At 49.2% G+C, this 21,770-nt stretch carries 22 protein-coding genes; 8 read left to right on the top strand and 14 right to left on the bottom strand.

Annotated features, from left to right (window positions below):
* The first annotated feature begins 36 nt into the window (after nt 1-36).
* Together pqqA and ASG34_RS11235 are read left to right on the top strand one after the other, a co-directional pair.
* Nucleotides 37-108 (top strand): pyrroloquinoline quinone precursor peptide PqqA, encoded by a 72-nt coding sequence (gene pqqA, locus ASG34_RS14230; RefSeq protein ID WP_081624291.1) that lies wholly within the window; start codon nt 37-39, stop codon nt 106-108.
* A gap of 136 nt (nt 109-244) precedes the next feature.
* A complete protein-coding gene (locus ASG34_RS11235; RefSeq protein ID WP_156376484.1) occupies nt 245-985 on the top strand; it encodes a hypothetical protein in 741 nt (246 codons plus the stop codon).
* A gap of 15 nt (nt 986-1,000) precedes the next feature.
* On the opposite strand, the gene ASG34_RS11230 is transcribed toward ASG34_RS11235, so the two are convergent.
* Nucleotides 1,001-1,873 (bottom strand): DUF3034 family protein, encoded by an 873-nt coding sequence (locus ASG34_RS11230; RefSeq protein ID WP_082504880.1) that lies wholly within the window; start codon nt 1,871-1,873, stop codon nt 1,001-1,003.
* A gap of 158 nt (nt 1,874-2,031) precedes the next feature.
* Here ASG34_RS11230 and ASG34_RS11225 point away from each other — a divergent pair, with 158 nt between their 5' ends.
* The 5 genes from ASG34_RS11225 to ASG34_RS11205 all read left to right on the top strand — a co-directional run bounded on the left by ASG34_RS11225 (nt 2,032) and on the right by ASG34_RS11205 (nt 7,311).
* Nucleotides 2,032-2,454: a group I truncated hemoglobin gene (locus ASG34_RS11225; protein ID WP_055830533.1), complete on the top strand. Its 423-nt coding sequence runs from the start codon at nt 2,032-2,034 to the stop codon at nt 2,452-2,454.
* 35 nt (nt 2,455-2,489) lie between these two features.
* Nucleotides 2,490-3,071, top strand: a complete 582-nt coding sequence (locus tag ASG34_RS11220; protein WP_088178525.1) for a methylamine utilization protein — start codon at nt 2,490-2,492, stop codon at nt 3,069-3,071.
* An 11-nt stretch (nt 3,072-3,082) separates the two neighbouring features.
* Nucleotides 3,083-5,515, top strand: a complete 2,433-nt coding sequence (locus ASG34_RS11215) for a bifunctional diguanylate cyclase/phosphodiesterase (protein ID WP_055830531.1) — start codon at nt 3,083-3,085, stop codon at nt 5,513-5,515.
* 222 nt (nt 5,516-5,737) lie between these two features.
* Nucleotides 5,738-6,190, top strand: coding sequence for a MarR family winged helix-turn-helix transcriptional regulator (locus ASG34_RS11210; RefSeq protein WP_055830529.1), 453 nt, complete (start codon nt 5,738-5,740; stop codon nt 6,188-6,190).
* 128 nt (nt 6,191-6,318) lie between these two features.
* On the top strand, nt 6,319-7,311 hold the full coding sequence (locus ASG34_RS11205; RefSeq protein WP_055830527.1) for a catalase family peroxidase: 993 nt from the start codon (nt 6,319-6,321) through the stop codon (nt 7,309-7,311).
* Between the two features lie 60 nt (nt 7,312-7,371).
* Here the strand turns inward: ASG34_RS11205 and msrB are convergent, their stop codons facing one another.
* A complete protein-coding gene (gene msrB, locus ASG34_RS11200; protein WP_235559785.1) occupies nt 7,372-7,824 on the bottom strand; it encodes a peptide-methionine (R)-S-oxide reductase MsrB in 453 nt (150 codons plus the stop codon).
* Between the two features lie 159 nt (nt 7,825-7,983).
* Here msrB and ASG34_RS11195 point away from each other — a divergent pair, with 159 nt between their 5' ends.
* Nucleotides 7,984-8,907, top strand: a complete 924-nt coding sequence (locus ASG34_RS11195) for a bestrophin family protein (RefSeq protein WP_055830523.1) — start codon at nt 7,984-7,986, stop codon at nt 8,905-8,907.
* Between the two features lie 44 nt (nt 8,908-8,951).
* Here the strand turns inward: ASG34_RS11195 and ASG34_RS11190 are convergent, their stop codons facing one another.
* The 12 genes from ASG34_RS11190 to mreC all read right to left on the bottom strand — a co-directional run bounded on the left by ASG34_RS11190 (nt 8,952) and on the right by mreC (nt 21,745).
* Nucleotides 8,952-10,226 (bottom strand): D-amino acid dehydrogenase, encoded by a 1,275-nt coding sequence (locus tag ASG34_RS11190; RefSeq protein WP_055830521.1) that lies wholly within the window; start codon nt 10,224-10,226, stop codon nt 8,952-8,954.
* A 288-nt stretch (nt 10,227-10,514) separates the two neighbouring features.
* A complete protein-coding gene (gshB, locus tag ASG34_RS11185) occupies nt 10,515-11,465 on the bottom strand; it encodes a glutathione synthase (protein ID WP_200934453.1) in 951 nt (316 codons plus the stop codon).
* 26 nt (nt 11,466-11,491) lie between these two features.
* On the bottom strand, nt 11,492-12,793 hold the full coding sequence (gshA, locus tag ASG34_RS11180) for a glutamate--cysteine ligase (protein ID WP_055830517.1): 1,302 nt from the start codon (nt 12,791-12,793) through the stop codon (nt 11,492-11,494).
* Nucleotides 12,794-12,859: 66 nt separating this feature from the next.
* Nucleotides 12,860-13,837 (bottom strand): lipoyl synthase, encoded by a 978-nt coding sequence (gene lipA, locus ASG34_RS11175; protein ID WP_055830515.1) that lies wholly within the window; start codon nt 13,835-13,837, stop codon nt 12,860-12,862.
* Nucleotides 13,827-14,441, bottom strand: coding sequence for a lipoyl(octanoyl) transferase LipB (lipB, locus tag ASG34_RS11170; RefSeq protein WP_055830514.1), 615 nt, complete (start codon nt 14,439-14,441; stop codon nt 13,827-13,829). Before lipB ends, lipA begins: the two co-directional genes overlap by 11 nt.
* Nucleotides 14,442-14,459: 18 nt before the next feature.
* Nucleotides 14,460-14,762: an HP0495 family protein gene (locus ASG34_RS11165; protein WP_055830512.1), complete on the bottom strand. Its 303-nt coding sequence runs from the start codon at nt 14,760-14,762 to the stop codon at nt 14,460-14,462.
* 21 nt (nt 14,763-14,783) lie between these two features.
* Nucleotides 14,784-15,881 (bottom strand): D-alanyl-D-alanine carboxypeptidase family protein, encoded by a 1,098-nt coding sequence (locus tag ASG34_RS11160; protein WP_055830907.1) that lies wholly within the window; start codon nt 15,879-15,881, stop codon nt 14,784-14,786.
* 132 nt (nt 15,882-16,013) lie between these two features.
* Nucleotides 16,014-16,928 carry a septal ring lytic transglycosylase RlpA family protein gene (locus ASG34_RS11155; RefSeq protein ID WP_442922439.1) on the bottom strand — a complete coding sequence of 305 codons (915 nt, stop codon included), beginning with the start codon at nt 16,926-16,928 and terminating at the stop codon, nt 16,014-16,016.
* A 169-nt stretch (nt 16,929-17,097) separates the two neighbouring features.
* Nucleotides 17,098-18,195, bottom strand: a complete 1,098-nt coding sequence (gene rodA / locus ASG34_RS11150; protein WP_055830508.1) for a rod shape-determining protein RodA — start codon at nt 18,193-18,195, stop codon at nt 17,098-17,100.
* Nucleotides 18,188-20,119 (bottom strand): penicillin-binding protein 2, encoded by a 1,932-nt coding sequence (gene mrdA, locus ASG34_RS11145; RefSeq protein ID WP_055830506.1) that lies wholly within the window; start codon nt 20,117-20,119, stop codon nt 18,188-18,190. The genes rodA and mrdA overlap by 8 nt, the downstream gene beginning before the upstream one ends.
* Nucleotides 20,120-20,123: 4 nt before the next feature.
* A complete protein-coding gene (mreD, locus tag ASG34_RS11140) occupies nt 20,124-20,600 on the bottom strand; it encodes a rod shape-determining protein MreD (RefSeq protein ID WP_055830504.1) in 477 nt (158 codons plus the stop codon).
* The gene (gene mreC / locus ASG34_RS11135) at nt 20,597-21,745 is read right to left on the bottom strand and encodes a rod shape-determining protein MreC (protein ID WP_055830502.1); all 1,149 of its coding nucleotides are present in this window, start codon (nt 21,743-21,745) and stop codon (nt 20,597-20,599) included. The genes mreD and mreC overlap by 4 nt, the downstream gene beginning before the upstream one ends.
* Nucleotides 21,746-21,770 lie beyond the last annotated feature (25 nt).

Raw genomic sequence — 21,770 nt, 5'->3', positions numbered from 1 at the left:
AAACGCTAAAACGAAACTAATTAAAGGAAATTAATCATGTGGACAAAACCAGCTGCTACCGAAATGCGTTTCGGCTTTGAAGTAACTATGTACGTAATGAACAAATAATTGTTCTTTGCTACGAAAAACGGGCGCTATCAGCGCCCGTTGTCATTTGTATAGTACCGTTTATTTATGTTTGAGACCTTAAACTTTTTAGCCGGGACTCGCTCAAAAATCGCAACAATCATTACCCTTGACTACAATGAACATATTTTCAAGCACTTCTGGATTTATCCGCTACGTTGGTGGTGTGTTATTAGTTAGTTGCTTACCGCTACAGGCTTGTTTGGATCAACAATCGTTGCAAGCATTGGCAGACAAGGAAATGCAATATCTGCTACAGCGTATCCCACCGGCCTTTGGCGATGCTGTATCTGACCAATTGATTCATCGTCATATGCATTCAAAAGCTGGTGATGATTGTCAGGTACACTGGCAGTTGACACTGCCCGCTAAAGATATTGCTGAAGCGCAAGCCTTGCTGCAGGCGGAACCAGCTAAACAGATTATGCTTGCTGCTCAGGGTTACCAGATACCTGAGCGAGAGGATGTCGAAGCAGATTTTTTTGTAGACCCAACTAACTTGCAGCCTTTGCGAAAAGAGGTTTTGCAAACTGCTCCATTAGGTAAATTACGGGCCAGTGTTGAATTGATGTATGCCATGCTTACACAAGCAAGGACCAATGTGCAGGAAACGCATGCAGAATGGTCACCAGCGGAATTGCAATCTGCTCAAGCAAGCTGCCAGCAACAATTCCACGCCAGCAGTACTGAAGCCGCTTGCGACTGTTACAGTCGAGGCCTGGCGGAAAAATATTCGGCAAGACAGGTGAAGTACAATCGCTATTTGTTGACCAACCCTTACGCGTTTGCCACAGGCAATGGTGAGGAGTTTAAGCGCTTGGATAAGACGCTACAAACTTCCTGCGGGCTCAGCCTTTAAATTCACTACACCTTATTAATAGTTAAACTGGCCAGATAAATACCAGCCGGTCTGGTTCTCTTTGGTGGCAATCGTGCCTAAGTCTATATAAGCGCCAGTTACAGACACGTTTCTATGTGGAAACCAGGTCAGGAAAATATCTTGCGCTTTTTTCTCTTCAGCAGCCGAAAGATTATCAGGTTTGAAGCGTAATTCCGTACCTACCAAAAAACTATCCGACAACATCACCGCCGCAGACACTGCAGGGTAAATACGATAACTGTCGCGTCTGTCGCCACCAAACCCCAGCAAACCAAACTGGTTTGCTTTTGTTGCATGCAAGTTGGCATTCACAAGCAGGTTATAGCCATTGGCTGCGCCGAGAAATAGTTTGCTGGCAGCCACGTAGTAATCGACACCGCTACGATCTTTGGCACCTAACGATTTAGGGACTAAGTCATAATTTTCATTATATTTATATTGAGCGCCCACTGAAATCTGCGGCATCCAGCTATCCTGGTCATAAATGGCATCACCGATGAGGCGCAATTTAACACCTAGCGTATTCAAGCGAATTTCTTTGCCTGGCACGGTATCGCCTAGGCCAAATCTTGTTTGTGCTGCACTGACTTCCACACGGTTAACAAAGCCCAGTGAAATACCGGCTGAATTTAATTTGTAATCGGCTTTGGTTTCGGCATGAGTATAAAATGCCGAGCCACCGACTTGCTTGTCAGTACCGTAACCGCTAATCACTGCCCACGGCATTAAACCGCCACCGGCAGAACCTTCCACCTGCGTCACACCTCCTGTCGCAAGCAAGCGGTCACCTGCATGAACAGCCGGCGAAAGTGCACCTAGGGCAACCAAGGCTGACAGCACATATGAAATGGATGTAGTGTTAGTCATAATAAATGTCTTGTTTATTTAATGATTGATGCATTATCCGACATTGCGATAAATATCATTGTGAGAACAAACTGTGGAATATCGGCTTTTTTTCAAATTACTTTCGACAGCTCCACTGTAAGATGTGGTAATTGATCGAAAGAATAGGGAAAAAATCAATGCGTTATTATGTGATCGCGATGGCAATATTGATATGTGCAGGGTGTGTGGCGCAACCCAAGCCGGAAGCCACCTTGTTCCAGCGGATAGGCGGCTTGCCCATGTTGAGCAGGTTATCTAATCAAACCCTGGATATCGTCAGCAAAGACCCGCGTACCAGTCGCTCATTTGAGGGCGTGAAAATGAAAACCTTGAAAGAAAGTGTGACTAATTTTCTGTGTGTGAAAACCGGTGGCAATTGCGTGTATGAAGGTGAGACGATGAAGAAGTCTCATGCGGATTTGCACAACACGGTAGCCGAATTTGAGATTATGGTAGATGTTTTGCGTGAGCGCATGGATGCGAATGGCGTAGGCACTAGAGAAAAAAATGAGTTGCTGAGAATATTGGCACCGATGAAATATGATGTAGTAACCGATTAAGATGTAGTTTCAATTCAAAAGTGAAGGAAACACGCATGTTGACAGTAGTAATGCGTAAGCTGTGGGTGGTCAGCACAATGACTTTTTTTGGCATGGCCCATGCCGATGTTACAGTGATTGTTTTGAGTGCGTCGGGTAATCCGGTAGAGGATGCAGTAGTGGTTTTTTATGATGGTAAAACGCCCGCCAGCAACCCGAATGCCATGGGTAAAATTGTGCAAAAGAACAAAATGTTTAACCCAAAAGTGACCATTGTGCAAACTGGCACCAGCATTAATTTTCCTAACGAAGACAGCTTCAGGCACCATGTATATTCGTTCTCGCCAGCCAAGAAGTTTGAGCTAAAACTATATTCCGGCGTAGCGGCTGATCCCGTGTTATTTAACCAAGCCGGTTTGGTGACCTTAGGATGCAACATTCATGATTCTATGGTAGGGTACATCTACGTTGTAGATACACCATTCTTTGCGAAAACAGATGACAAGGGCAGGGCCGTCATTAAATTAAGCGATGGTCAATATTCTTACCAAGTATTATTGCCTGGGGTGAATAAACCGGTTGCCGAGCAAAAAGTTAAAATTGAGGGTGCTACAGAAGTTAAAGTGTCCATTCCATAAAATAAATCTGAATGATTAAATTCAAACATATTCGCTCACGAATAGCGTTTACATTTCTTTCCGTCGTTGTCGCTATCCAGCTTGCCGGTCTGATACCGCTCAAATACGCACTAGTTAAGCACGCAAATGAGCTTGCCGAAGAGCAGATTAACGTCGGCGAACGCGTGTTTGTTAACCTGCTGCAACACAATACCCAAAGCCTGAAACAAGCCACCCAAGTGCTGGCCGCTGACTATGCATTCCGCGATGCGGTAGCCAGCAACGATGCCGAAACCATAGAGTCAGCGCTGGAGAATTATCAGGGGCGTATACATGCGCAGATTGCTTTTTACATTAGCAATAGTGAAGACCTGGTGATTGGCACGGCCAATAGCGAAAAAGCCATGTTTGACCTGCAAGCCAGTGAAGATGCAAAACAGGCAATCCTGCATAACCAGAATGGCACCCTGCAGTTTGATATTGTTGAAGGTAAACCCTACCAGCTGATTACCGTGCCGGTCAAAGCGCCAGATGTGATCGGCTGGATTGTGATGGGCTTTGCTGTGGATGGCCGGCTGGCTGACCAGATCAAGCAACTGACGCATCTGGATGTGTCATTCCTGCAAAAAACCCGTGAACATGAATGGCAACTGATGAGTGGCACCGGTACCAACCGGCTTTCTAATGTGCTGGTTAAAACTGTCTCAGATATTTATCGCCAAAGATTATCACTGCACAAAGTCGATTTACAAGGCCAAACCTATCAACTCAAAATCCGTTCTTTGCACGAAACCAAAGATGAGGTGTTGCTGGTGGTGCTGCAAGGCTCTGTCGCTCCTTTCACGCGCGACCTGAACACCTTATTTCAAAACATGGTGGTCCTAACTTTTGTCGGCGTACTGATTTTTGCCGCCCTGATCTGGTATGTCTCTCGCAAGACCACGGAGCCGATTGCCGAGCTGGTTAAAAATGCAGACGAAATCGCCATGGGTAACTATGAAAAAGAAATCCATGTGAATAGCATTGATGAAGTCGGTTACCTGGGCAAAGCACTCAATAGCATGCGCGAAGCGGTGTTGCAGCGTACGCTGCGTATCCAGCGACTGGCGTTTAACGATGAGTTGACCGGTCTCTCGAACCGCCTGGCGTTAACCCAGGGGCTAAGCCAGTCAATTACCCGGCATGCAGAAACCCGGCAATCGCTGAGTGTGATTGTGATTAATATCCACCGTTTCAAGCCTATCAATAAAACCCTGGGCAGGGATTTTGGTGATGATTTATTGCGCCATGTCGGTCAGGTGTTGAAACAAAATGTACTTTCCGGGGAGGATGTCGTCGCTCGTCTGGATGCAGATGAATTTGCCGTGATGCTGCAACACACCGATCAGGCCAAAGCGACCAAATATGCCGAAAAAGTTAACCGTATTTTCGATACGCCGGTCAATGTACAAGGTCAGGCGATCGATGTGCGTATCGCCATGGGGATTGCGCTTTACCCGGAGCATGGCGTCAGTGAAGAAGAGTTACTCAACCATGCGGAAACGGCCTTGCATGAATCCAAAGTCAAGAAGGCAGACTGGATTGTATACAACACCGCGCTGGAGATTGACCAATCGGAAACCTTGACCCTGATTTCAGACTTGAAAGAAGCTATCCAGAAAGATCAGTTATTGCTGTATATCCAGCCGAAAATTGATGTCAAAACGCGTAAGACCCTGGGTGGCGAAGCTTTGATCCGCTGGGTACATCCCGAAAAAGGCATGATTTTCCCTGACCAGTTTATTCCGTTTGCTGAACAGACTGGCATTATCAGTGAGATTACCAACTGGATGCTGCAGCGTGCCTGCCAAGTGTTAGCTGATTATCGTAGCCAGGGTTTGTACATGACTCTGGCAGTGAATTTATCTACCCGTGATCTCAACAATATGGAACTGCCTCAGCAGATTGAAGCTTTGCTAAAGACGCATAGGCTGGATGCAAAAGCCCTTAAACTGGAGATCACGGAGGGCAGTCTGATGCAGGACCCGGAGCGTGCTGAAACCGTGGTAAGGAAACTGGCATCGATGGGCTTGCACCTGGCGATTGATGATTTTGGTACAGGATATTCATCATTAGCCTACCTGAGGCAATTACCTGTGCAAGAGCTTAAAATTGACCGTTCGTTTGTCATGTTCATGGATAAAAACGCCAGTGATGCCAGTATTGTGAAATCAACCATCGACCTGGCACATAACCTGGGGCTCACAGTAGTCGCAGAGGGCATCGAGAACGAAGAGGTGCTTGGTCAGCTATCCAAACTCGGCTGTAATGAAGGCCAGGGATATTTTATCGGCAAGCCCATGCCGGAAAAAGATTTCTCAATCTGGCTCGAACGCTGGGAAAGCCAGAACGAGATTGATATCGATATTGGTGATGACCTGTCATTTGCCATCAATCCGCTGGACGGATTTAATTCTCCCACCTGACAGCGATAACTTTCGCTAATCATTGCTATAAAAACATTCAACTTCCCTTAGTGGCTGGTTGGTTTTACCATGCTTTTCATATACTTAATAAAGGAGATTGAAATGAGCAAAATCAGAATGCACAAAAAAGGCAATTTTATGATCCAGACCTTGTTGGATTATTTCAGAAAATAATTTTTATTTTTATTGCCATTTAATAGCGCGCTATTTATAATCTTTTTTATGAGTAGCACAACAGCAAGCAAAACACCCATTTTAAACGAGCAGTTATGCTTTGCTGTGTATTCCTTATCGCTGGCAATCAACAAGGCTTACCGGCCTTTACTGAAAAAATTGGGGCTCACTTATTCGCAATATCTGGTAATGCTGGTGTTGTGGGAAAGTGACCAGCGCACAGTGAGCGACATTGGCGAACAGCTGTTTCTGGATTCGGCAACCTTGACGCCTTTGTTAAAGCGGCTGGAATCCGCCGAATTGTTACAAAGAGTGCGTTCTAGTAAAGATGAGCGACAGGTGATTATTTGCCTGACTGATAGCGGACGCAGTTTGCGTGAGCAGGCATCCAACATTATGGATGAGATGCTATGCGCTATGGGTTGCCCGGTTGAAGAGCTCATGTCGCTGCGCGACAGAATGAAGGTGTTACGTAACCATTTGATACAGCACGCGGGCTAGAAGAAATTTTTTCGTAGTGGGGGTTGTTTTACATTTTTTTTGGCATAAATATAGCGCACTATTTAATTTTGCATTACTTGTTTTACAGTGTTAATTTTTACTTATCTACAGATTGAAAGGACATCATCATGAAAATAAAAATACTTATCAGCGTGTTATCAGCAGCTTCAATTATCACTGCAATGCCAGCCATGGCAGAGGAAAAACCGGTGACCGAGCAATTGGTCGATACCTTAACCACCCTTTCGGGTGGACCACATGCCGGATTCCGCTCTAACCATGCCAAAGGCGTGATGCTGGAAGGCACTTTCCAGCCATCTGCACAGGCCGCCAGTATCAGCAAAGCCGCGCATTTACAGAAAGCCGACAGCCCGGTGCTGGTGCGTTTCTCTGATGCGACTGGTGTACCTAATATCCCGGATGCCAATGGCAATGCCTTCCCCAAAGGGATCGCTATCCGTTTTCAACTGCCTGATGGCTTGAGCACAGATATTGTCAGTATCTCGGTGAATAATTTTCCCGCGGCGACGCCAGAAGACTTTTTAGGCTTGCTCAATGCCGTGCGCGATTCGCAAAATAGCACCGCTAAACCAAGTCCTGTAGAACAGTTTTTAGGCTCACATCCGGCAGCTTTGAAATTTGTGACCACACCCAAGCCAGCGCCGGTCAGCTTTGCAACACAGCCATTTTTTGGCGTGAATGCTTTTAAATTTACCAACGCGGCTGGCCAAAGTGTTTATGGCCGTTACCAGATTATCCCGGTGGCAGGTGCGCAATATTTAACCAAGGAAGCAGCAGATGCCGCGGCGCCGGATTACCTGATGACAGATATCGGCGAACGTGTGAAAGCAAACGCCGTGCAATACAAGCTGCTGCTGCAAATTGCGGATAAAGGGGATGAAGTTAACAATGCGACGGTTCAATGGCCCGAAAGCCGCAAGATCGTTGAATTAGGCACTTTGACCCTGAAATCTCTGGTTGCGGATAGCAAGGCAAAAGAGAAAACACTGATGTTTAATCCACTCCAATTGACAGAAGGGATTGAAGCTAGCCAGGATCCTATCCTGCTGGCCCGTCCGACTTCTTATGCAGTAAGCTTTGGCAGGAGACTGGGTAAATAAAGCCTGGTTTGATTAGAAATGAAAAGGCCCCGGTTGATCGCATCAGCCGGGGCCTTTTATTTAAGCACTCACAAACGTAGTCGCTTTGCCATTAATACAGTAGCGTAAGCCACTTTCCGTTTTGCCATCGGGAAACACATGTCCCAGATGTGCGTCGCAAACATTACATTTCACTTCGATGCGGTGCATGCCGTGGCTGCCATCTTCGATGTAAGCAATCGCATTGGGTGTCAGCGGCTGGTCAAACGATGGCCAACCTGAGGAAGATTCAAACTTTTGTCCTGAATCGAACAACTCTTGCTCGCAACAGGCACAGGCATAACGTCCTGGCGTGAAAGCTTCACACATTTCTGAAGAAAAAGGGCGTTCGGTAGCACTCAGGCGGGCGATGGTGAAGACATCTTCATCCAGTATTGCACGCCATTCATCCACTGATTTACGCACTCTGTAATTTGGCTCAGGATTGCCTTCTCTGGCAAACTTGAGTACATCTTTCCATTTCAACATCATCATTTACTCACTGACGGTTATGAAGGTGACAGGTAACAAAAAAGCGCTTAAACCCGCTGTAATTCCATGCTTATTTTAGCAATGTAATTAAGCAGCTTGCCGATACACTTTAATCATCGAGTATATCATCACAACAATAGTTCGATTCGCGGGAGAAACCATTTGATCGTCAGACCCAGGCCCCATTTGCTTGAACTGTTTTTTATTATCAAGGGTTCAATCGTGCTGCGTATCATGCCACTGCTGATATTTGTCGCTACGCTCTCTACCCTTATTGTCGCTGTGTATACCTACGAGCCGGGCTGGCTGCCCAAGTTCGATGGCGGGCCGTTTGCCTTGCTGGGCATTACCTTGTCCATTTTTCTGGCGTTCAGGAACAATGCCTGTTACGAACGCTGGTGGGAGGCGAGAAAAATCTGGGGCGAATTTGTACTGACTTCGCGCAGCCTCGCCCGCTTGAGCCAGATACTGAATACGAATGAAGCAGCCGACCAATCGCCGCGCAGAATTTTACTGCAAGGTAATATTGCCTATGCACAAGCGTTGCTGGTACAACTCAGGCCGACCAATTCCGCGTACAAAATTCAAACCTACCTCACCGAGCCGGTATTCAAGGAATATAAAAACAGCAGAAATCCACCCGAGTCGATTCTGCGGGCGATGGAATCTGTGCTGATTCAGGCATTACATAGCCACCGCATAGACACTATCCAGTTCAACATGCTGGATGAGCTGGTGCAAAAACTGGCGTTGGTACAGGCTTCGTGCGAGCGTATTCAAAATACGCCAATCCCGTTTGGCTATACCTTGCTGCTGCACAGAACGGCCTACACATTCTGCTTTTTGTTACCGTTTTGTTTTGCCAACACGCTGGGCTGGGCGACTCCTTTCGTTACTGCGCTGGCTGCCTATACTTTTTTTGGCCTGGATGCCTTGGGTAACGAACTCGAAGAGCCATTTGGCATGGGCGCCAATGCTTTACCGATCAGTGCGCTGGCAGATGTGATTGAGATTGAAACCAAAGAAGCATTGGGTGATAAAGAGATTCCGCCGTTACCTGTGCCGAAAGAATTCTTGCTGATGTAATCACTGTATGCTTCAGCGCGATTGAGAAACATCTGTACCAATGTTTATCTTTTGTAGCGCGAATATTGAAGGTCGCTAGTTTCAATCGCTGGTTTATCTTGGGCAATCAGGTCAGCCAGTACTTTGCCAGAACCGCAAGCCATGGTCCAACCTAAGGTGCCATGCCCGGTGTTCAACCAAACGTTTGGATACATGCTATTTGCCTGGCCGATAATCGGCGTGCCATCCGGTGTCATCGGGCGCAAGCCTGTCCAGAAACTGGCTTGAGAGACATCACCGGCTTGAGGGAATAATCCACTCAACACTTTTTCCAGTGTTAAACGGCGACGCGGATTCAGCGTCAAGTCAAAGCCTGCCAATTCGGCCATGCCGCCCACACGTATACGTTGGTCAAAGCGGGTGATGGCAACTTTGTAGGTTTCATCCATCACCGTGGAAACAGGCGCGGCATCACTATTAATAATCGGCACGGTCAGCGAATAGCCTTTCACCGGGTAGACCGGCAAGTTTAAGCCCAGGCTTAGCATCAGCTCGCGCGAGTAACTACCGAGGGCGATCACATAGTGATCTGCATCCAAATTCTCGATTCCGTGGGTTGTTTTAATTTCAACACCTGACAATAGATTTTGCTGGGTGATCAGGCGATTGATAGTGGCTTCCTGCCTGAATTTGACCCCCATGGTCTGTGCAAGCGCGGCCAAGCGGGTGGTAAACAATTGGCAATCACCGGTCTCATCATCCGGTAAATGCAGGCCGCCTAATAGTTGGTCTTTCACATGAATTAAAGCAGGCTCAATCAGCGCGCAGCCATCAGGGTCCACATGTTGAAAAGGCACGCCCATTTCACTGAGCACCGCAATATCTTTGAATTCAACATCAAGCTGTTTTTGGGTTCGAAAAACTTGCAAGGTCCCCCGGCTGCGCTGCTCATACTGGATGCCAGTGTCAGCACGCAACTCACGCAGGCAATCACGGCTATATTCCGCCAGTCGTACCATACGTGATTTGTTCAGGGTGTAGCGTTCAAGTGAGCAGTTTTTGAGAAACTGGGACATCCATTGCAATTGCCACCGGCTTAAGTCCGGACGGATGGAGAGCGGCGCATAGCGCTGAAACAACCATTGAAATGCTTTTAGCGGCACACCGGGGCCAGCCCATGGCGCAGAATAACCGGGTGAAATCTGCCCGGCATTCGCAAAACTCGTTTCCAGGCCGACTGCCGGCTGCCGATCAACAACGGTGACATCAAAGCCTTTCAATGCCAGGTAATAGGCGCTTGTCACGCCAATCACACCGGAACCTAGCACTAACACTCGCATTGATGACACTCCTGAAGCAGCAATCGATGATATAAAGCATTTTTAAACTGTTAAACCATATTATCAAAATTGATAGGAAAAGCCTGGTTTAAGAAGAGGAATATTGAACTGATTAATTAAAAAATTAATCTTTAAGCATTGCAGGCGGGATGTTGGTGACTTGCGACCTGCACGGAGGCTTGTTTGCTCGTCAATGGTGACGTAATTTTTGAAATAAGTATTTTGATCAGGTGAGGCTTGCTGGTAAAGGGTAATAAGCGTCCGGACCGCCAGTGAATTCAGATGACTTTAATTGACGACCATTTTCTCTAACGCCTCCACCATTACTTGCGCGGGGTCACAAGGCTCTGCCCATTCCCTGGATTGTGCCGCAATTTCCACCATACCGGTCGGGCTGGTGACATTCACTTCCGTTAAATAATCACCAATCACATCCAGCCCGACTAAAAACAGACCGTGTTGTTGGAGGGTTTTACCAACGGTTTCGGCGATCTCCAAGTCACGAGCACTTAATGGTTGTGCGACGCCTTTACCGCCGGCAGCGAGGTTGCCACGGGTTTCGCCGGCTTTGGGGATACGGGCAAGTGCATATGGTAGAGGCTCGCCATTGATGATCAGGATACGTTTATCGCCTTTGACTATCTCCGGGATGTAACGCTGCACCATGATGGTCTGGGTTTGAAATTGGGTAAGTGTTTCCAGGATGGCGAAAATATTTGGGTCGTCTTTACGCAAACGAAAAATACCGCTGCCACCCATGCCATCCAGCGGTTTGACAATGATATCGTCATGCTCGGCCAGAAAAGCCAGTATCTTTTCCCGCTGGCTGGTGACGATAAAAGGCGGTGCAAATTGCGGAAAGCGGGCTACGGATAGCTTCTCGTTCCAGCCGCGTATGGATGCGGGGTCATTGATGATGCGTGCACCTTGTTGCTGGGCGAATTCCAGCAAATAGGTGCTATATAAATATTCGTTATCGAACGGTGGGTCTTTGCGCATCAATACGGCATCAAAAGCAGTCGGCATATACGTGTTTTTCTCGCCGACTACCCAGCCACTACCCTCAAATGCAAACGGCTGCGCATCCACCAGTGAAACTTCACGCTGCAAGTGCCAGTCCTGTTGTTCACATACCCATAGCTCGTGCCCACGCGCATGCGCGGCACGCATGATGGCGAGACTGGTGTCTTTATAAACGGTTAGTTTATGCAGCGGGTCGAGGATAAACAGCAGTTTCATCATGCACCTTCGAGTCGTTTATGCGGTCAGTGGTCATTTTCCTGCAGTTCCATTCCGGCGGCCAGCAGTGCCAGGCGCGCCACTACGCCATAGGCATAAAAGCGGTTAGGCGGTGCATCTGGGGCGTCGGAACAGTCGGGCAGGGTACAGGGCTTTTCAAATGCCAGTGGCACAAACTGCATGCCGGGAGCATTTAGGTTTTCATCCACGCCGCGGCTGGTGTGCACGCGGTAAAAGCCGCCGACCACAAAGTGATCCATCATATAGACCACGGGTTCCGCCACCGCATCATTGATGTTCTCAAAGGTATATACGCCTTCCTGTATCATCACTTCAGAGACTTCCATGCCTTCTTTGATGACTGACATTTTGTTGCGCGTTTTGCGGTTGAGGTCACGCACTTCGTCGGCAGATTTCACACTCATGATACCCATACCATAAGTGCCGGCATCGGCTTTTACAATCACAAACGGGGCATGGGTAATGCCGTATTCGTCATATTTAGCCTGGATTTTCTTGAGCATGGCATCGACTTTTTCAGCCAGTTGGTCTTCACCGACGCGCTGATGGAAATCAATGCCGCTGGCGGTGTCAAAATAAGGGTTTAGCTGCCACGGGTCGACATCCAGCAGCTTGGCAAAGTTGGCTACCACTTTGTCATAAGCGGCAAAATGTTGCGATTTGCGGCGGGTAAACCAGCCGGCATGTAAAGGTGGAATTAAAGTCTGCTCCAGGTTTTGCAGCATATCCGGTACGCCACCTGATAAATCATTATTGAGCAGGATGGCACAGCTATCGAATGCCGGATAATCGATACCTTCAAAAGAAGCAGCATTGAGTTTGAGGCGATTTTTTTCGCGTACCAGCGGTTCCAGAATCAAAGGCAGGCCATCGTGGGTTTCCAGCCTGGTCACTTCAGTGATCTCGGGTGACAGGCTGCCAACGCGCACCTCCATACCCGCCGATTTCAGAATATGACACAGTTCAACAACGTTGCGCAGATAGTAAGTGTTACGGGTATGGTTTTCCGGGATCAGCAACAATCTGCGTGCATCCGGGCAGACTTTCTCCACCGCAACCTGAGCGGCATGTACCGATAAACTAAGAAATTCCGGGTTCAGGTTATTGAATCCGCCTGGAAACAAATTGGTATCTACCGGTGCGAGTTTGAAGCCCGAATTACGCAGATCCACACTGGCATAAAATGGCGCGGCAACTTCCTGCCACTGAGTACGAAACCAGTGTTCGATATCCGGCATGGCTTGTAAAATGCGTTTTTCCAGACTGTCCAACGGACCGCTTAAGGCGGTGGTTAAATGGGGAACCATATCTTGCTCCTGTACGTATCTTCTTAGGCTGGGTTTTTCAAGGATGAGGGCCAGCGGGCTTTTAATTTATGCTTCCTGGGCGATGACTGCATGTGCCTGCTGGTCTGCATGATAGCTGCTGCGTACCATCGGACCGCTGGCAGCATTATCAAACCCCATGCTGTCTGCCTGCTCTTTAAACCAGGCAAACGTATCAGGTGTCACATAACGCAGCACGGGCAGGTGATGCACGCTTGGTTGCAGATATTGCCCCAGGGTTAGCATGCTGACATTGTGCGCACGCAGGTCACGCATCACTTCCAGAATTTCTTCATCAGTTTCACCCAGGCCCAGCATGAGGCCGGATTTGGCCGGCACATGCGGATACATCTCGCTGAACTGCTTGAGCAGGTTGAGTGAGTGCTGGTAATCAGACCCGGGGCGAGCTTGTTTATATAAGCGCGGCACCGTTTCCAGATTGTGATTCATCACATCCGGCGGCGCTTCACGCAGGATTTTCAGAGACACATCCAGGCGGCCACGGAAGTCCGGTACCAGGATTTCAATTTTGATGTGTGGGGATTGGGCACGGATCGCGCGTATGCAATCGACAAAATGCTGCGCACCGCCATCGGGCAAATCATCGCGGTCTACCGAAGTGACCACGACATAACGCAGTTTCATCTGTGCAATGGTACGCGCCAGGTTTTCCGGTTCATTCGGGTCAGGCGGCAGGGGTTTGCCGTGTGCCACATCGCAAAACGGGCAGCGGCGGGTGCAGATATCACCCAGGATCATAAAAGTGGCGGTGCCGCCACTAAAGCATTCGCCTATGTTCGGGCAACTGGCTTCTTCACAGACGGTGTGCAGGTTGTTGTCACGCAAAACCTGTTTGATTTCCTGGAAGCGCGCTGAATCCGGCACTTTCATGCGTATCCACTCCGGCTTGCGCAATACCGGCATGGGCACGATTTTTATCGGGATACGTGAGGTTTTCGCGGCGTCAATTTCTTTGACACCCGCCACTTTTTTCGCCGGGCGTTCAGTTTGGCATTTATCTGACATGCGCCAGTTTCTCTTTCAGTGTTTGAGTTAACGCTGCGGCAATCTCAGCCATGGCTAACGGAATCTGTAATTCTTTGGTTTGTGTCATTTGCATGCCGGCATAACCGCAGGGGTCTATGTCGGCAAACGGCTGCAAATCCATATCAATATTCAAGCTTAAGCCATGATAACAGCACTGATTTTTAAGGCGTAGCCCTAACGACGCTATTTTTTTACCGGACACATAAACGCCTGGCGCATCAGGACGTGCTTCAGCAGTCACGCCATGGACGGCCAGGAATTCTATCAGGCTGTTTTCCAAGATGGAGACAAGTTGCCGCACATTCAAGTGGCTACGTGCGAGGTCTATCAGGCAATAAATAATTAACTGGCCTGGGCCGTGATAAGTGATTTTGCCGCCACGGTCTACATTTACGACGGGGATATCGTTATCAGGCAATCTAACCCCGCGCCGATTAAGGCCCAGCGTATAAACCGGCGGGTGTTCAGTTACCCACAACTGGTCAGCAGAGCTGCTATTGCGTTGCGCGGTGTAAGCCTGCATTTCGGCCAGGGTGACTGCATAGTCAGTCAGGCCCAGCTGGCGAATTTCCAGAGCAGGCATGTGATTTTGAAAGGGTGACTAAAGCACGACCTTGACCATCGGGTGCGAGGTCAGGCTGCGATAGATATCATCCAGTTGCGGTTTGGAGGTGACGTACACCATGCAAGTCAGGCTCAGGTATTTGCCCGCGCTGCTGCCGCGCATCTCGATTAAATGGGCACCAAACTCAGGCAGGTGCCGCTGTATGGTTTTGGTCACTTCACTGGTGAAGTCATCATGTGTTTCACCCATGACTTTGATCGGAAAGTCACAGGGAAACTCAATCAGGGTCTCTTCTGCTACAGGCGTTTGTTCAGAAGATGGTTTATCTGGTTCGCTCATACGGTCACCTGTTGAAACATGTTATTGCAAATACAAACGCACTTGGTCAATCATGCGTGAAAAGATATTGCTGGCTTCTACCGCCTGCATGGTCACCAATGGCACACTGTGGACGACTTTTCCGTTCAAGGTAAACTCGATTTTACCTACTGCTTGCTGGGCTTTCAGTGGCGCTTCCAGCGGCTTGGCAATCCGTACGTTGGCTTTCATATTGGCATATTCGCCTTGTGGCAAAGTCAGGTAAACAGGCTTGGCAACTGTCAAATCGACTTCGCTTTCAGTTCCTTTCCAGACTTTTTGACGGGTGATGGCTTTAGCGGCCGGGTAGATCAGTTTGGATTCAAAGAAACGGAAGCCGAAGTTCAGCAGCTTCTGGCTTTCGGCGGCACGTACATTGTCTGAAGTCGTGCCCAAAACGACAGAAATCAGGCGGAAATCATCGCGTTTGGCAGAAGAAATCAGGCAGTAACCCGCAGATTCGGTGTGGCCGGTTTTCATGCCATCGACAGTCGGGTCTAGGAACAGCAAGCGGTTACGATTAGGCTGGGTAATCTTGTTATAGGTGTAAGATTTTTGTGAGTATAAGCGCGCGTAATCTTGAGGGAAGTCTCGGATCAAGGCATTGGCCAGGATCGACAAATCACGCGCTGTGGTGGTATGGGTAGGGTCAGGCAAGCCGGTTGAGTTAATGAAATGGCTGTTTTTCATGCCCAATGCCACGGCTTTTTTATTCATCAGTGTGGCAAATAACTCTTCACTACCGGCAATCCCTTCAGCCAGCGTAATGGCAGCATCGTTACCGGATTGGATAATCAGGCCATGCAGCAGCTCATCGACTGTCACCGTCATGGTGGTGTCGATAAACATTTTGGACCCTTCGACCTTCCAGGCTTTATGGCTTACCGGCAATGTTTGTGTCAGTGACAAGCGCTTTTGCTTGACTGCTTCAAAAGCCAAGTAGGCTGTCATTACCTTGGTCAGCGATGCTGGTTCTACCGGCATATCCGGGTTATTGGCCGCCAACAATCCACCTGTATTGGCATCGCGCAATACAAAGGCTTTGGCAGCCAGTGTCGGCGACGGCACATTGAGGGTAATGGCTTCAGCGGCCAGCGTAATGAATGGGAGTGAAAATAGAACAGCAATACAAGAGCGCCACATGGTTAGTCACTTAACGAGATAAACAGTCAATGAGAAAAACCCCTTACGGGATACAAACTTCACGCAGAAAAACTTCTCGTGAAAAAACAATTACCGGGAAAAAATAAGTGCAGGTAACTGCAATTGGTCACGCATCTGACTGGCCGCCTGTGCTGCCAATGCGTGATCTGGATACGGTCCCAGTACGACCTGGAACAGCTTGCCATTATACACTTTGTTGAGCAGGGTTTGTGTCTCGGGGATGGCGGTGAAGATGCGCTTCTGCAATCGGTCGGCATTTTCTTCCTGGCCAAAAGCGCCAACCTGGATGTAAATACCATTGGCTTCCAGTCCGTTTGCAGGAATGTTTGCAGCGGAGGTATTTGCTGTAGAAGGTGTGCTTGCCGGTGAAGGCACGCTTGCCGGTGAAGCGCCTGCTGATACCGGCTGGATGATCTGCCTGGTCACTTGAACGGTTTCAGTAGATGGCTGCAAGGGTTCGGGTGTCTGCTGTGTCGTATCTATCAGGGTCACTTCTACCTGGCTGGAACCATGCTGGATAATATCCAGCTGTTTTGCTGCGGCATAAGACAGATCAATTACCCGCGGACGCCCGAACGGCCCGCGGTCATTGACCCTGACAATGACCGACTTGCGGTTACTGAGATTGGTTACGCGCACATAGCTGGGAATAGGCAGGGTTTTATGTGCGGCAGAGAGTTTGAACATATCATAGACTTCACCGCTGGCGGTTTTGCGGCCATGAAATTTTTTGCCATACCATGAAGCGTGGCCGGTCTGGGTAAAAGGCGTGGCGATAGCTGACATCGGTGTAATGGTCTCGCCATTGACGATATAAGGCTTGGTCGTGGATTTGACGATAGGGTCCAGCCTGGGCGTCACTGACGTTTCCAACGGCGTGTTCGGGTCTATGCCATCGGTAGCATTGCCTTCAAATTCCGGTTTTGGGTCAATGTTGATGATGCGCGGACCCATGACAGGCGGGGCAGAAGGTGAAGACGCCATGGGAGGTGTGGCGCGTGGTCTTTCTGCGGGTGTCGATTTGCTGGTTGGTGGCTGAGACGGAGATGTCTGGCGTGGTGGCATACTGCTGTTACAGGCAGCCAGCAGGCTGCTTAGCAACGCAATCGCTATCAGTTTTGAATTAAAAGACATCTTGTCCTCACAAAGTACACTAGTCGGTGGCAACCAGTCGTTTATGCGATTGCACACTCATTAGCAAGCCCAGGCTCAGGCCCAGGGTCAACAAAGAAGTACCGCCATAACTGACCAATGGCAACGGAATGCCCACCACCGGTAAAATGCCGCTGACCATGCCCATATTCACAAAACAATAAGTGAAGAAGGTGGCGGCAATACTGCCTGCCAGCAAGCGTGAAAAAGTATTTTTGGCTTGCGAGGCAATAATAAAAGCGCGGCCAATGATAATGGTGAACAGCAGTAACAACAGGCAGCAGCCGACCAGGCCAAATTCTTCAGCGAATACGGCAAAAATAAAGTCGGTGGTGCGTTCAGGTACAAAGTCCAGTTGTGATTGGGTGCCATTCAGCCAACCTTTGCCGGTCATCCCACCGGAACCAATCGCAATGGTGGCCTGGATAATATGGTAGCCCGCACCCAATGGATCCTGGCTCGGGTCGACCAGGATTTCAACCCTGCGCCGTTGATAGTCGTGCAGCATAGACCACAAAATCGGCAAGGCAGCACCAAAGGCAATCGCGCTACCGAAGATAAATTTCCAGCTCAGGCCAGCCAGGAAAATTACAAAAAATCCGGAAGCAAATACCAGGGTGGCAGTACCCAGATCAGGCTGCTTTGCAATCAATAGTACCGGCACCAGCAGAATCACCCCGGCGACTAAGTAATCGCCGGTACGCAACATACTTTCGCGTTTGGAAAAATACCAGGACAACATGATGGGCACGGCCAGCTTCATCAGTTCTGAAGGCTGGATTTTGGTCACACCCAGGTTTAACCAGCGCCGCGCACCATGGCTGATGTCACCTATCAAGGCGACAGCCAGCAGCAGTGTCAGACCAAACAAATACACCGGCAGCGCAATGCGCTCAATGAATTGCGGTTGTGTATTGGCTACCAGCAGCATGACGCCCATCATGATCATGATATTCACGATTTGCGCGTTCACTTTGGTCAGCGCCTGGCCAGATGCGCTATACAGCACCATCAATGCCACCACCAGCACCATCAGAACAGTGGCGAGCAGGACAGAGTCTACATGCCGTATAAAGCGGACGATCAATTGCCTAATCATGTGGCTCCTCTTCTACTTCTGGCGCATTGGTAATGGTGACTTCCGGCACTGCTGCAGCGGCCGGGTCAACCGGTACTTTGCCAAGTAAATAATAATCCATCACCTTGCGCGCAATCGGGCCGGCTGTTGAGCCACCATGGCTACCGTTTTCTACAATCACGGCGACTGCGATTTTCGGGTCTTCGGCAGGCGCATACGAAATAAACCAGGCGTGGTCGCGGTGCCGTTCGTTAATCAGTTTTTCGTTATATTTCTCGTTTTGTTTGATACCGACCACTTGTGCGGTACCGGTTTTGGCCGCGATTAAATAACCTGCATTGGTACCAATCGCAGCGGCAGTGCCGCCTGGCTGGGTTACATCCATCATGCCCAGCTTGACGATTTCCAGATTATTGGCGCTCAAATTCAACTGGTCGGCAATTGCATGCGGCAATAAGCTGACCTGGTTGGTTTTCGAGTTAACGATGGCATTTACCAGATGCGGCCGGATAGATTTGCCACTGTTGGCTAGCATGGCAGTGGCATGCGCGAGTTGCATAGGTGTCACCAAGGTATACCCTTGCCCGATACCAACAATCACGGTTTCACCCATATACCACGGTTGTTTAAAGCGTTTCTTCTTCCAGGCTGGTGTGGGCAGTAATCCTGACAATTCGCCTTGGATATCGATATTGGTTTTTTCGCCAAACCCAAAATGGCGTACAAAATCGGTCAGGCGGTCTATGCCCAGTTCCATCGCCAACCCGTAGAAAAAGGTATCACAGGAAACGGTAATTGCCCGGCGCATATCGACCGCGCCATGACCGGAAGGCTTCCAGTCGCGGTAACGGTGACGGCTATTTGGCAACATGAAATAGCCAGGGTCGCTGATGGCAAAAGGCGGCTGGCGCTTGCCGGACTCTAACCCCGCCAGCGCCACAAATGGTTTAAAAGTCGAGCCTGGCGGGTAAATGCCTTTCAGGCTGCGGTTGATCAATGGTTTATCCAGTGAATTATTCAGCAGGTTCCAGTTGTCGTAATCAATACCATCCACAAACAGGTTGGCATCAAATGACGGCATACTTGCCATCGCCAGCACTTCGCCGGTTTTAGGTTGAATGGCAACCAATGCGCCACGCCTGCCGGCAAATTCATGCTCGGCGATTTCCTGCAATTTGGCGTCCATTGATAGCACAATATTGTTACCAGACGTTGGCGATGCGCTGGAAAGCACCCGAACTGCGCGCCCATCCGCGTCAATCTCTACTTGCTGGAAACCGGTGATACCATGCAATTGCTCTTCATAAGCCTGCTCAACACCGGCCTTGCCGATATGCTCGGTGCCTTTGTAATTGGAAAGCTGGTTATTTTCTTTGAGTTGCTTGAGGTCATTCTCGTTGATGCGGCTAATATAGCCAATCGCATGCGTACCCAGTGTGCCATAAGGATAGTGCCTGAACAGTCGTGATTTTAATTCTACGCCCGGAAAACGGAAGCGGTTTACCGCAAATTTGGCCGCTTCATACTCGTTCAGGTGGGTACGAATCGGGATACTCTCAAAGGTATGGCTTTGGCTACGCAATTTCTTAAATCGCTTGAGGTCGATTGGCGAGACTTCTACCAGCTGGCCTAACTCTTCAATGGTGTCCTGCAAGTCGTCGGTTTTGGAGGGCGTGATTTCCAGCGTATACACAAAAAAGTTATGCGCCAGGATAATACCGTTACGGTCAGAAATCAGGCCGCGGTTAGGCGTGATTGGCACAATCGAGATGCGGTTGTTTTCTGCCAGCGTCTGGTAATAGTCGTAGCGGTAGACCTGTAAAAAATAAAAACGGCCTGCTAAAGCAGAAAAAGCGGCAATGACCGCTAATACCAGGAAAACCAGGCGAACCCGGAACTTGTGCTGTTCGTTCTGGTGGTTCTTGAGTTCGGTGCTGTACCCCATGCGCTTATAACTTTTTCGGGCGCGATAATTCGCCAAACCACACAATCATGATTTGCCAGAGGATCAGGTCGGAAATGATCGGCAAGCCATAGGTCCAGTCAGGCATCTCGCTACCGGCAAAAAGCTTCAGCAGCATAATCAATATGCGTTGCATGCCGAACAGGAAGATCAGGTATAGATGCAACTGCCAGCGGTTGAACAGCACCAGGCGGCGTTGGTAAATCAAACCAAGAAAAGCAGTAATCGAAAATGTCAGTGCGTGCTGGCCGAGCAGGCTGCCGGTAGCCAGGTCTACCAGTAACCCTGCAAACCATACCCAGCCGATATTGCAGTGATAGGGCGCCTGCAGCAGCCAGTAAAGCGCAATCACCAGCAGGAAGTCAGGGCGGATAATCACTCCGGAGTTTGACCATGGATATAACTGGAACACCAAGCCAACCAGCAAGGTAAAAAAGAAGGTGCTGAATTTTACCGGTTTCATGGACGCTCCGGTGCAGTTGGCGCTTGGCTGTTAGGTGGTGATGTGCTGTTAGGCGTGGCAGTATTAGTGCTGCCATTATTTGTCTGCGTGCTGGCTGGCGGCGTTATCGCATTCACGGCAGCGGGGTCAGTGTCTGTGGAGTCCAAACTAGGCAGTTCGGTGACTGGATGCGGATCTACCGCCGCATTATTTTTTTGCAGTACATCGACCACCGATTGATCGAGATGTTGCGCATTATTGCGCGGCAATACCGGCTTGTTGTCTGTCACCGGATTAATTGCCGGTGACTCAGGGATTTTCAGAATCAGCACATGTTTATGGTTGTTGACGCCGGCAATCGGGCGGCTGACGATTTTGGCAAACGGTGAATCCTGGCTTTGTTTAATCTGTGTCACTACCGCCACGGCCAAGCCGGCTGGATATACACCATCAATGCCTGAGGTGACCAGTTTATCGCCGACTTTAATATCCACGCTGGTTGGCAGGTAAGGGATATCCAGCGTGTTGCGCTTGCCTTCGCCGAAAGCAATCGCGCGCAATTGATTGCGTTCAATCTGTATAGGGATGGACAGTTTTTTATCGGTAATCAGCGTGACTTCACTGGTGAACGGGTAAACCCGGGTGATCTGGCCAACCACGCCTTGCTCGTCCACCACTGCTTGTCCAGGTGTGATGTCGTGACGGCTGCCACGGTTGAGTGTGATGATATTGCTGAACGGGTCGCGTCCCATATGCATCACTTCACCCAGTGTCGCTTTAGGGATGATAGGCGCATCACCTGACAGCAGTGTGCGTAAGTGCACATTTTCTGCATCCACGGTCGCCAGGCGCTGTAGCGCTGCGTTATCAATCAAACCTTGTTGCTTGAGCTTGAAGTTTTCCTGGATCAATTGGTTATGCGAGGTAAAGTAGGTATTAATGTTGCGACCCCACTCATTCGGGGCGCTGGCGACAATTTCCAGCGGATGCAGGGCGGCGCTAAACCATTGCCGCACCTGGCTCAAATAGTCAAAACGTGCATCGATGGCCATCATGACCAGAGACAATGCGCAAAAAAACATCAGGCGTGAAAAAGGCCGCGGCCCCTGGATAAAAAAGGCCGGGGATTCGTGCGGATCAAGCTGTTGGTGTATGCCTTTGAGCATAATGAGGGTATCGCCAGCCGGGCCT

Origin of the sequence: Methylophilus sp. Leaf416, from assembly GCF_001424665.1 — a bacterium.
Lineage (GTDB): Bacteria > Pseudomonadota > Gammaproteobacteria > Burkholderiales > Methylophilaceae > Methylophilus.
Note: the sequence above shows the minus strand (reverse complement) of the source record. Positions and strands in the feature narration are given on the sequence as shown.

Bases quoted from the DNA above. Each gene is read 5' to 3' on its own strand.
- ASG34_RS11235 (WP_156376484.1), top strand. From the start codon at position 245: ATGAACATATTTTCAAGCACTTCTGGATTTATCCGCTACGTTGGTGGT.
- ASG34_RS11230 (WP_082504880.1), bottom strand. From the start codon at position 1,873: ATGACTAACACTACATCCATTTCATATGTGCTGTCAGCCTTGGTTGCC.
- ASG34_RS11225 (WP_055830533.1), top strand. From the start codon at position 2,032: ATGCGTTATTATGTGATCGCGATGGCAATATTGATATGTGCAGGGTGT.
- ASG34_RS11220 (WP_088178525.1), top strand. From the start codon at position 2,490: ATGTTGACAGTAGTAATGCGTAAGCTGTGGGTGGTCAGCACAATGACT.
- ASG34_RS11215 (WP_055830531.1), top strand. From the start codon at position 3,083: ATGATTAAATTCAAACATATTCGCTCACGAATAGCGTTTACATTTCTT.
- ASG34_RS11210 (WP_055830529.1), top strand. From the start codon at position 5,738: ATGAGTAGCACAACAGCAAGCAAAACACCCATTTTAAACGAGCAGTTA.
- ASG34_RS11205 (WP_055830527.1), top strand. From the start codon at position 6,319: ATGAAAATAAAAATACTTATCAGCGTGTTATCAGCAGCTTCAATTATC.
- msrB (WP_235559785.1), bottom strand. From the start codon at position 7,824: ATGATGATGTTGAAATGGAAAGATGTACTCAAGTTTGCCAGAGAAGGC.
- ASG34_RS11190 (WP_055830521.1), bottom strand. From the start codon at position 10,226: ATGCGAGTGTTAGTGCTAGGTTCCGGTGTGATTGGCGTGACAAGCGCC.
- gshB (WP_200934453.1), bottom strand. From the start codon at position 11,465: ATGAAACTGCTGTTTATCCTCGACCCGCTGCATAAACTAACCGTTTAT.
- gshA (WP_055830517.1), bottom strand. From the start codon at position 12,793: ATGGTTCCCCATTTAACCACCGCCTTAAGCGGTCCGTTGGACAGTCTG.
- lipA (WP_055830515.1), bottom strand. From the start codon at position 13,837: ATGTCAGATAAATGCCAAACTGAACGCCCGGCGAAAAAAGTGGCGGGT.
- lipB (WP_055830514.1), bottom strand. From the start codon at position 14,441: ATGCCTGCTCTGGAAATTCGCCAGCTGGGCCTGACTGACTATGCAGTC.
- ASG34_RS11165 (WP_055830512.1), bottom strand. From the start codon at position 14,762: ATGAGCGAACCAGATAAACCATCTTCTGAACAAACGCCTGTAGCAGAA.
- ASG34_RS11155 (WP_442922439.1), bottom strand. From the start codon at position 16,928: ATGGCGTCTTCACCTTCTGCCCCGCCTGTCATGGGTCCGCGCATCATC.
- rodA (WP_055830508.1), bottom strand. From the start codon at position 18,195: ATGATTAGGCAATTGATCGTCCGCTTTATACGGCATGTAGACTCTGTC.
- mrdA (WP_055830506.1), bottom strand. From the start codon at position 20,119: ATGGGGTACAGCACCGAACTCAAGAACCACCAGAACGAACAGCACAAG.
- mreD (WP_055830504.1), bottom strand. From the start codon at position 20,600: ATGAAACCGGTAAAATTCAGCACCTTCTTTTTTACCTTGCTGGTTGGC.
- mreC (WP_055830502.1), bottom strand. From the start codon at position 21,745: ATGCTCAAAGGCATACACCAACAGCTTGATCCGCACGAATCCCCGGCC.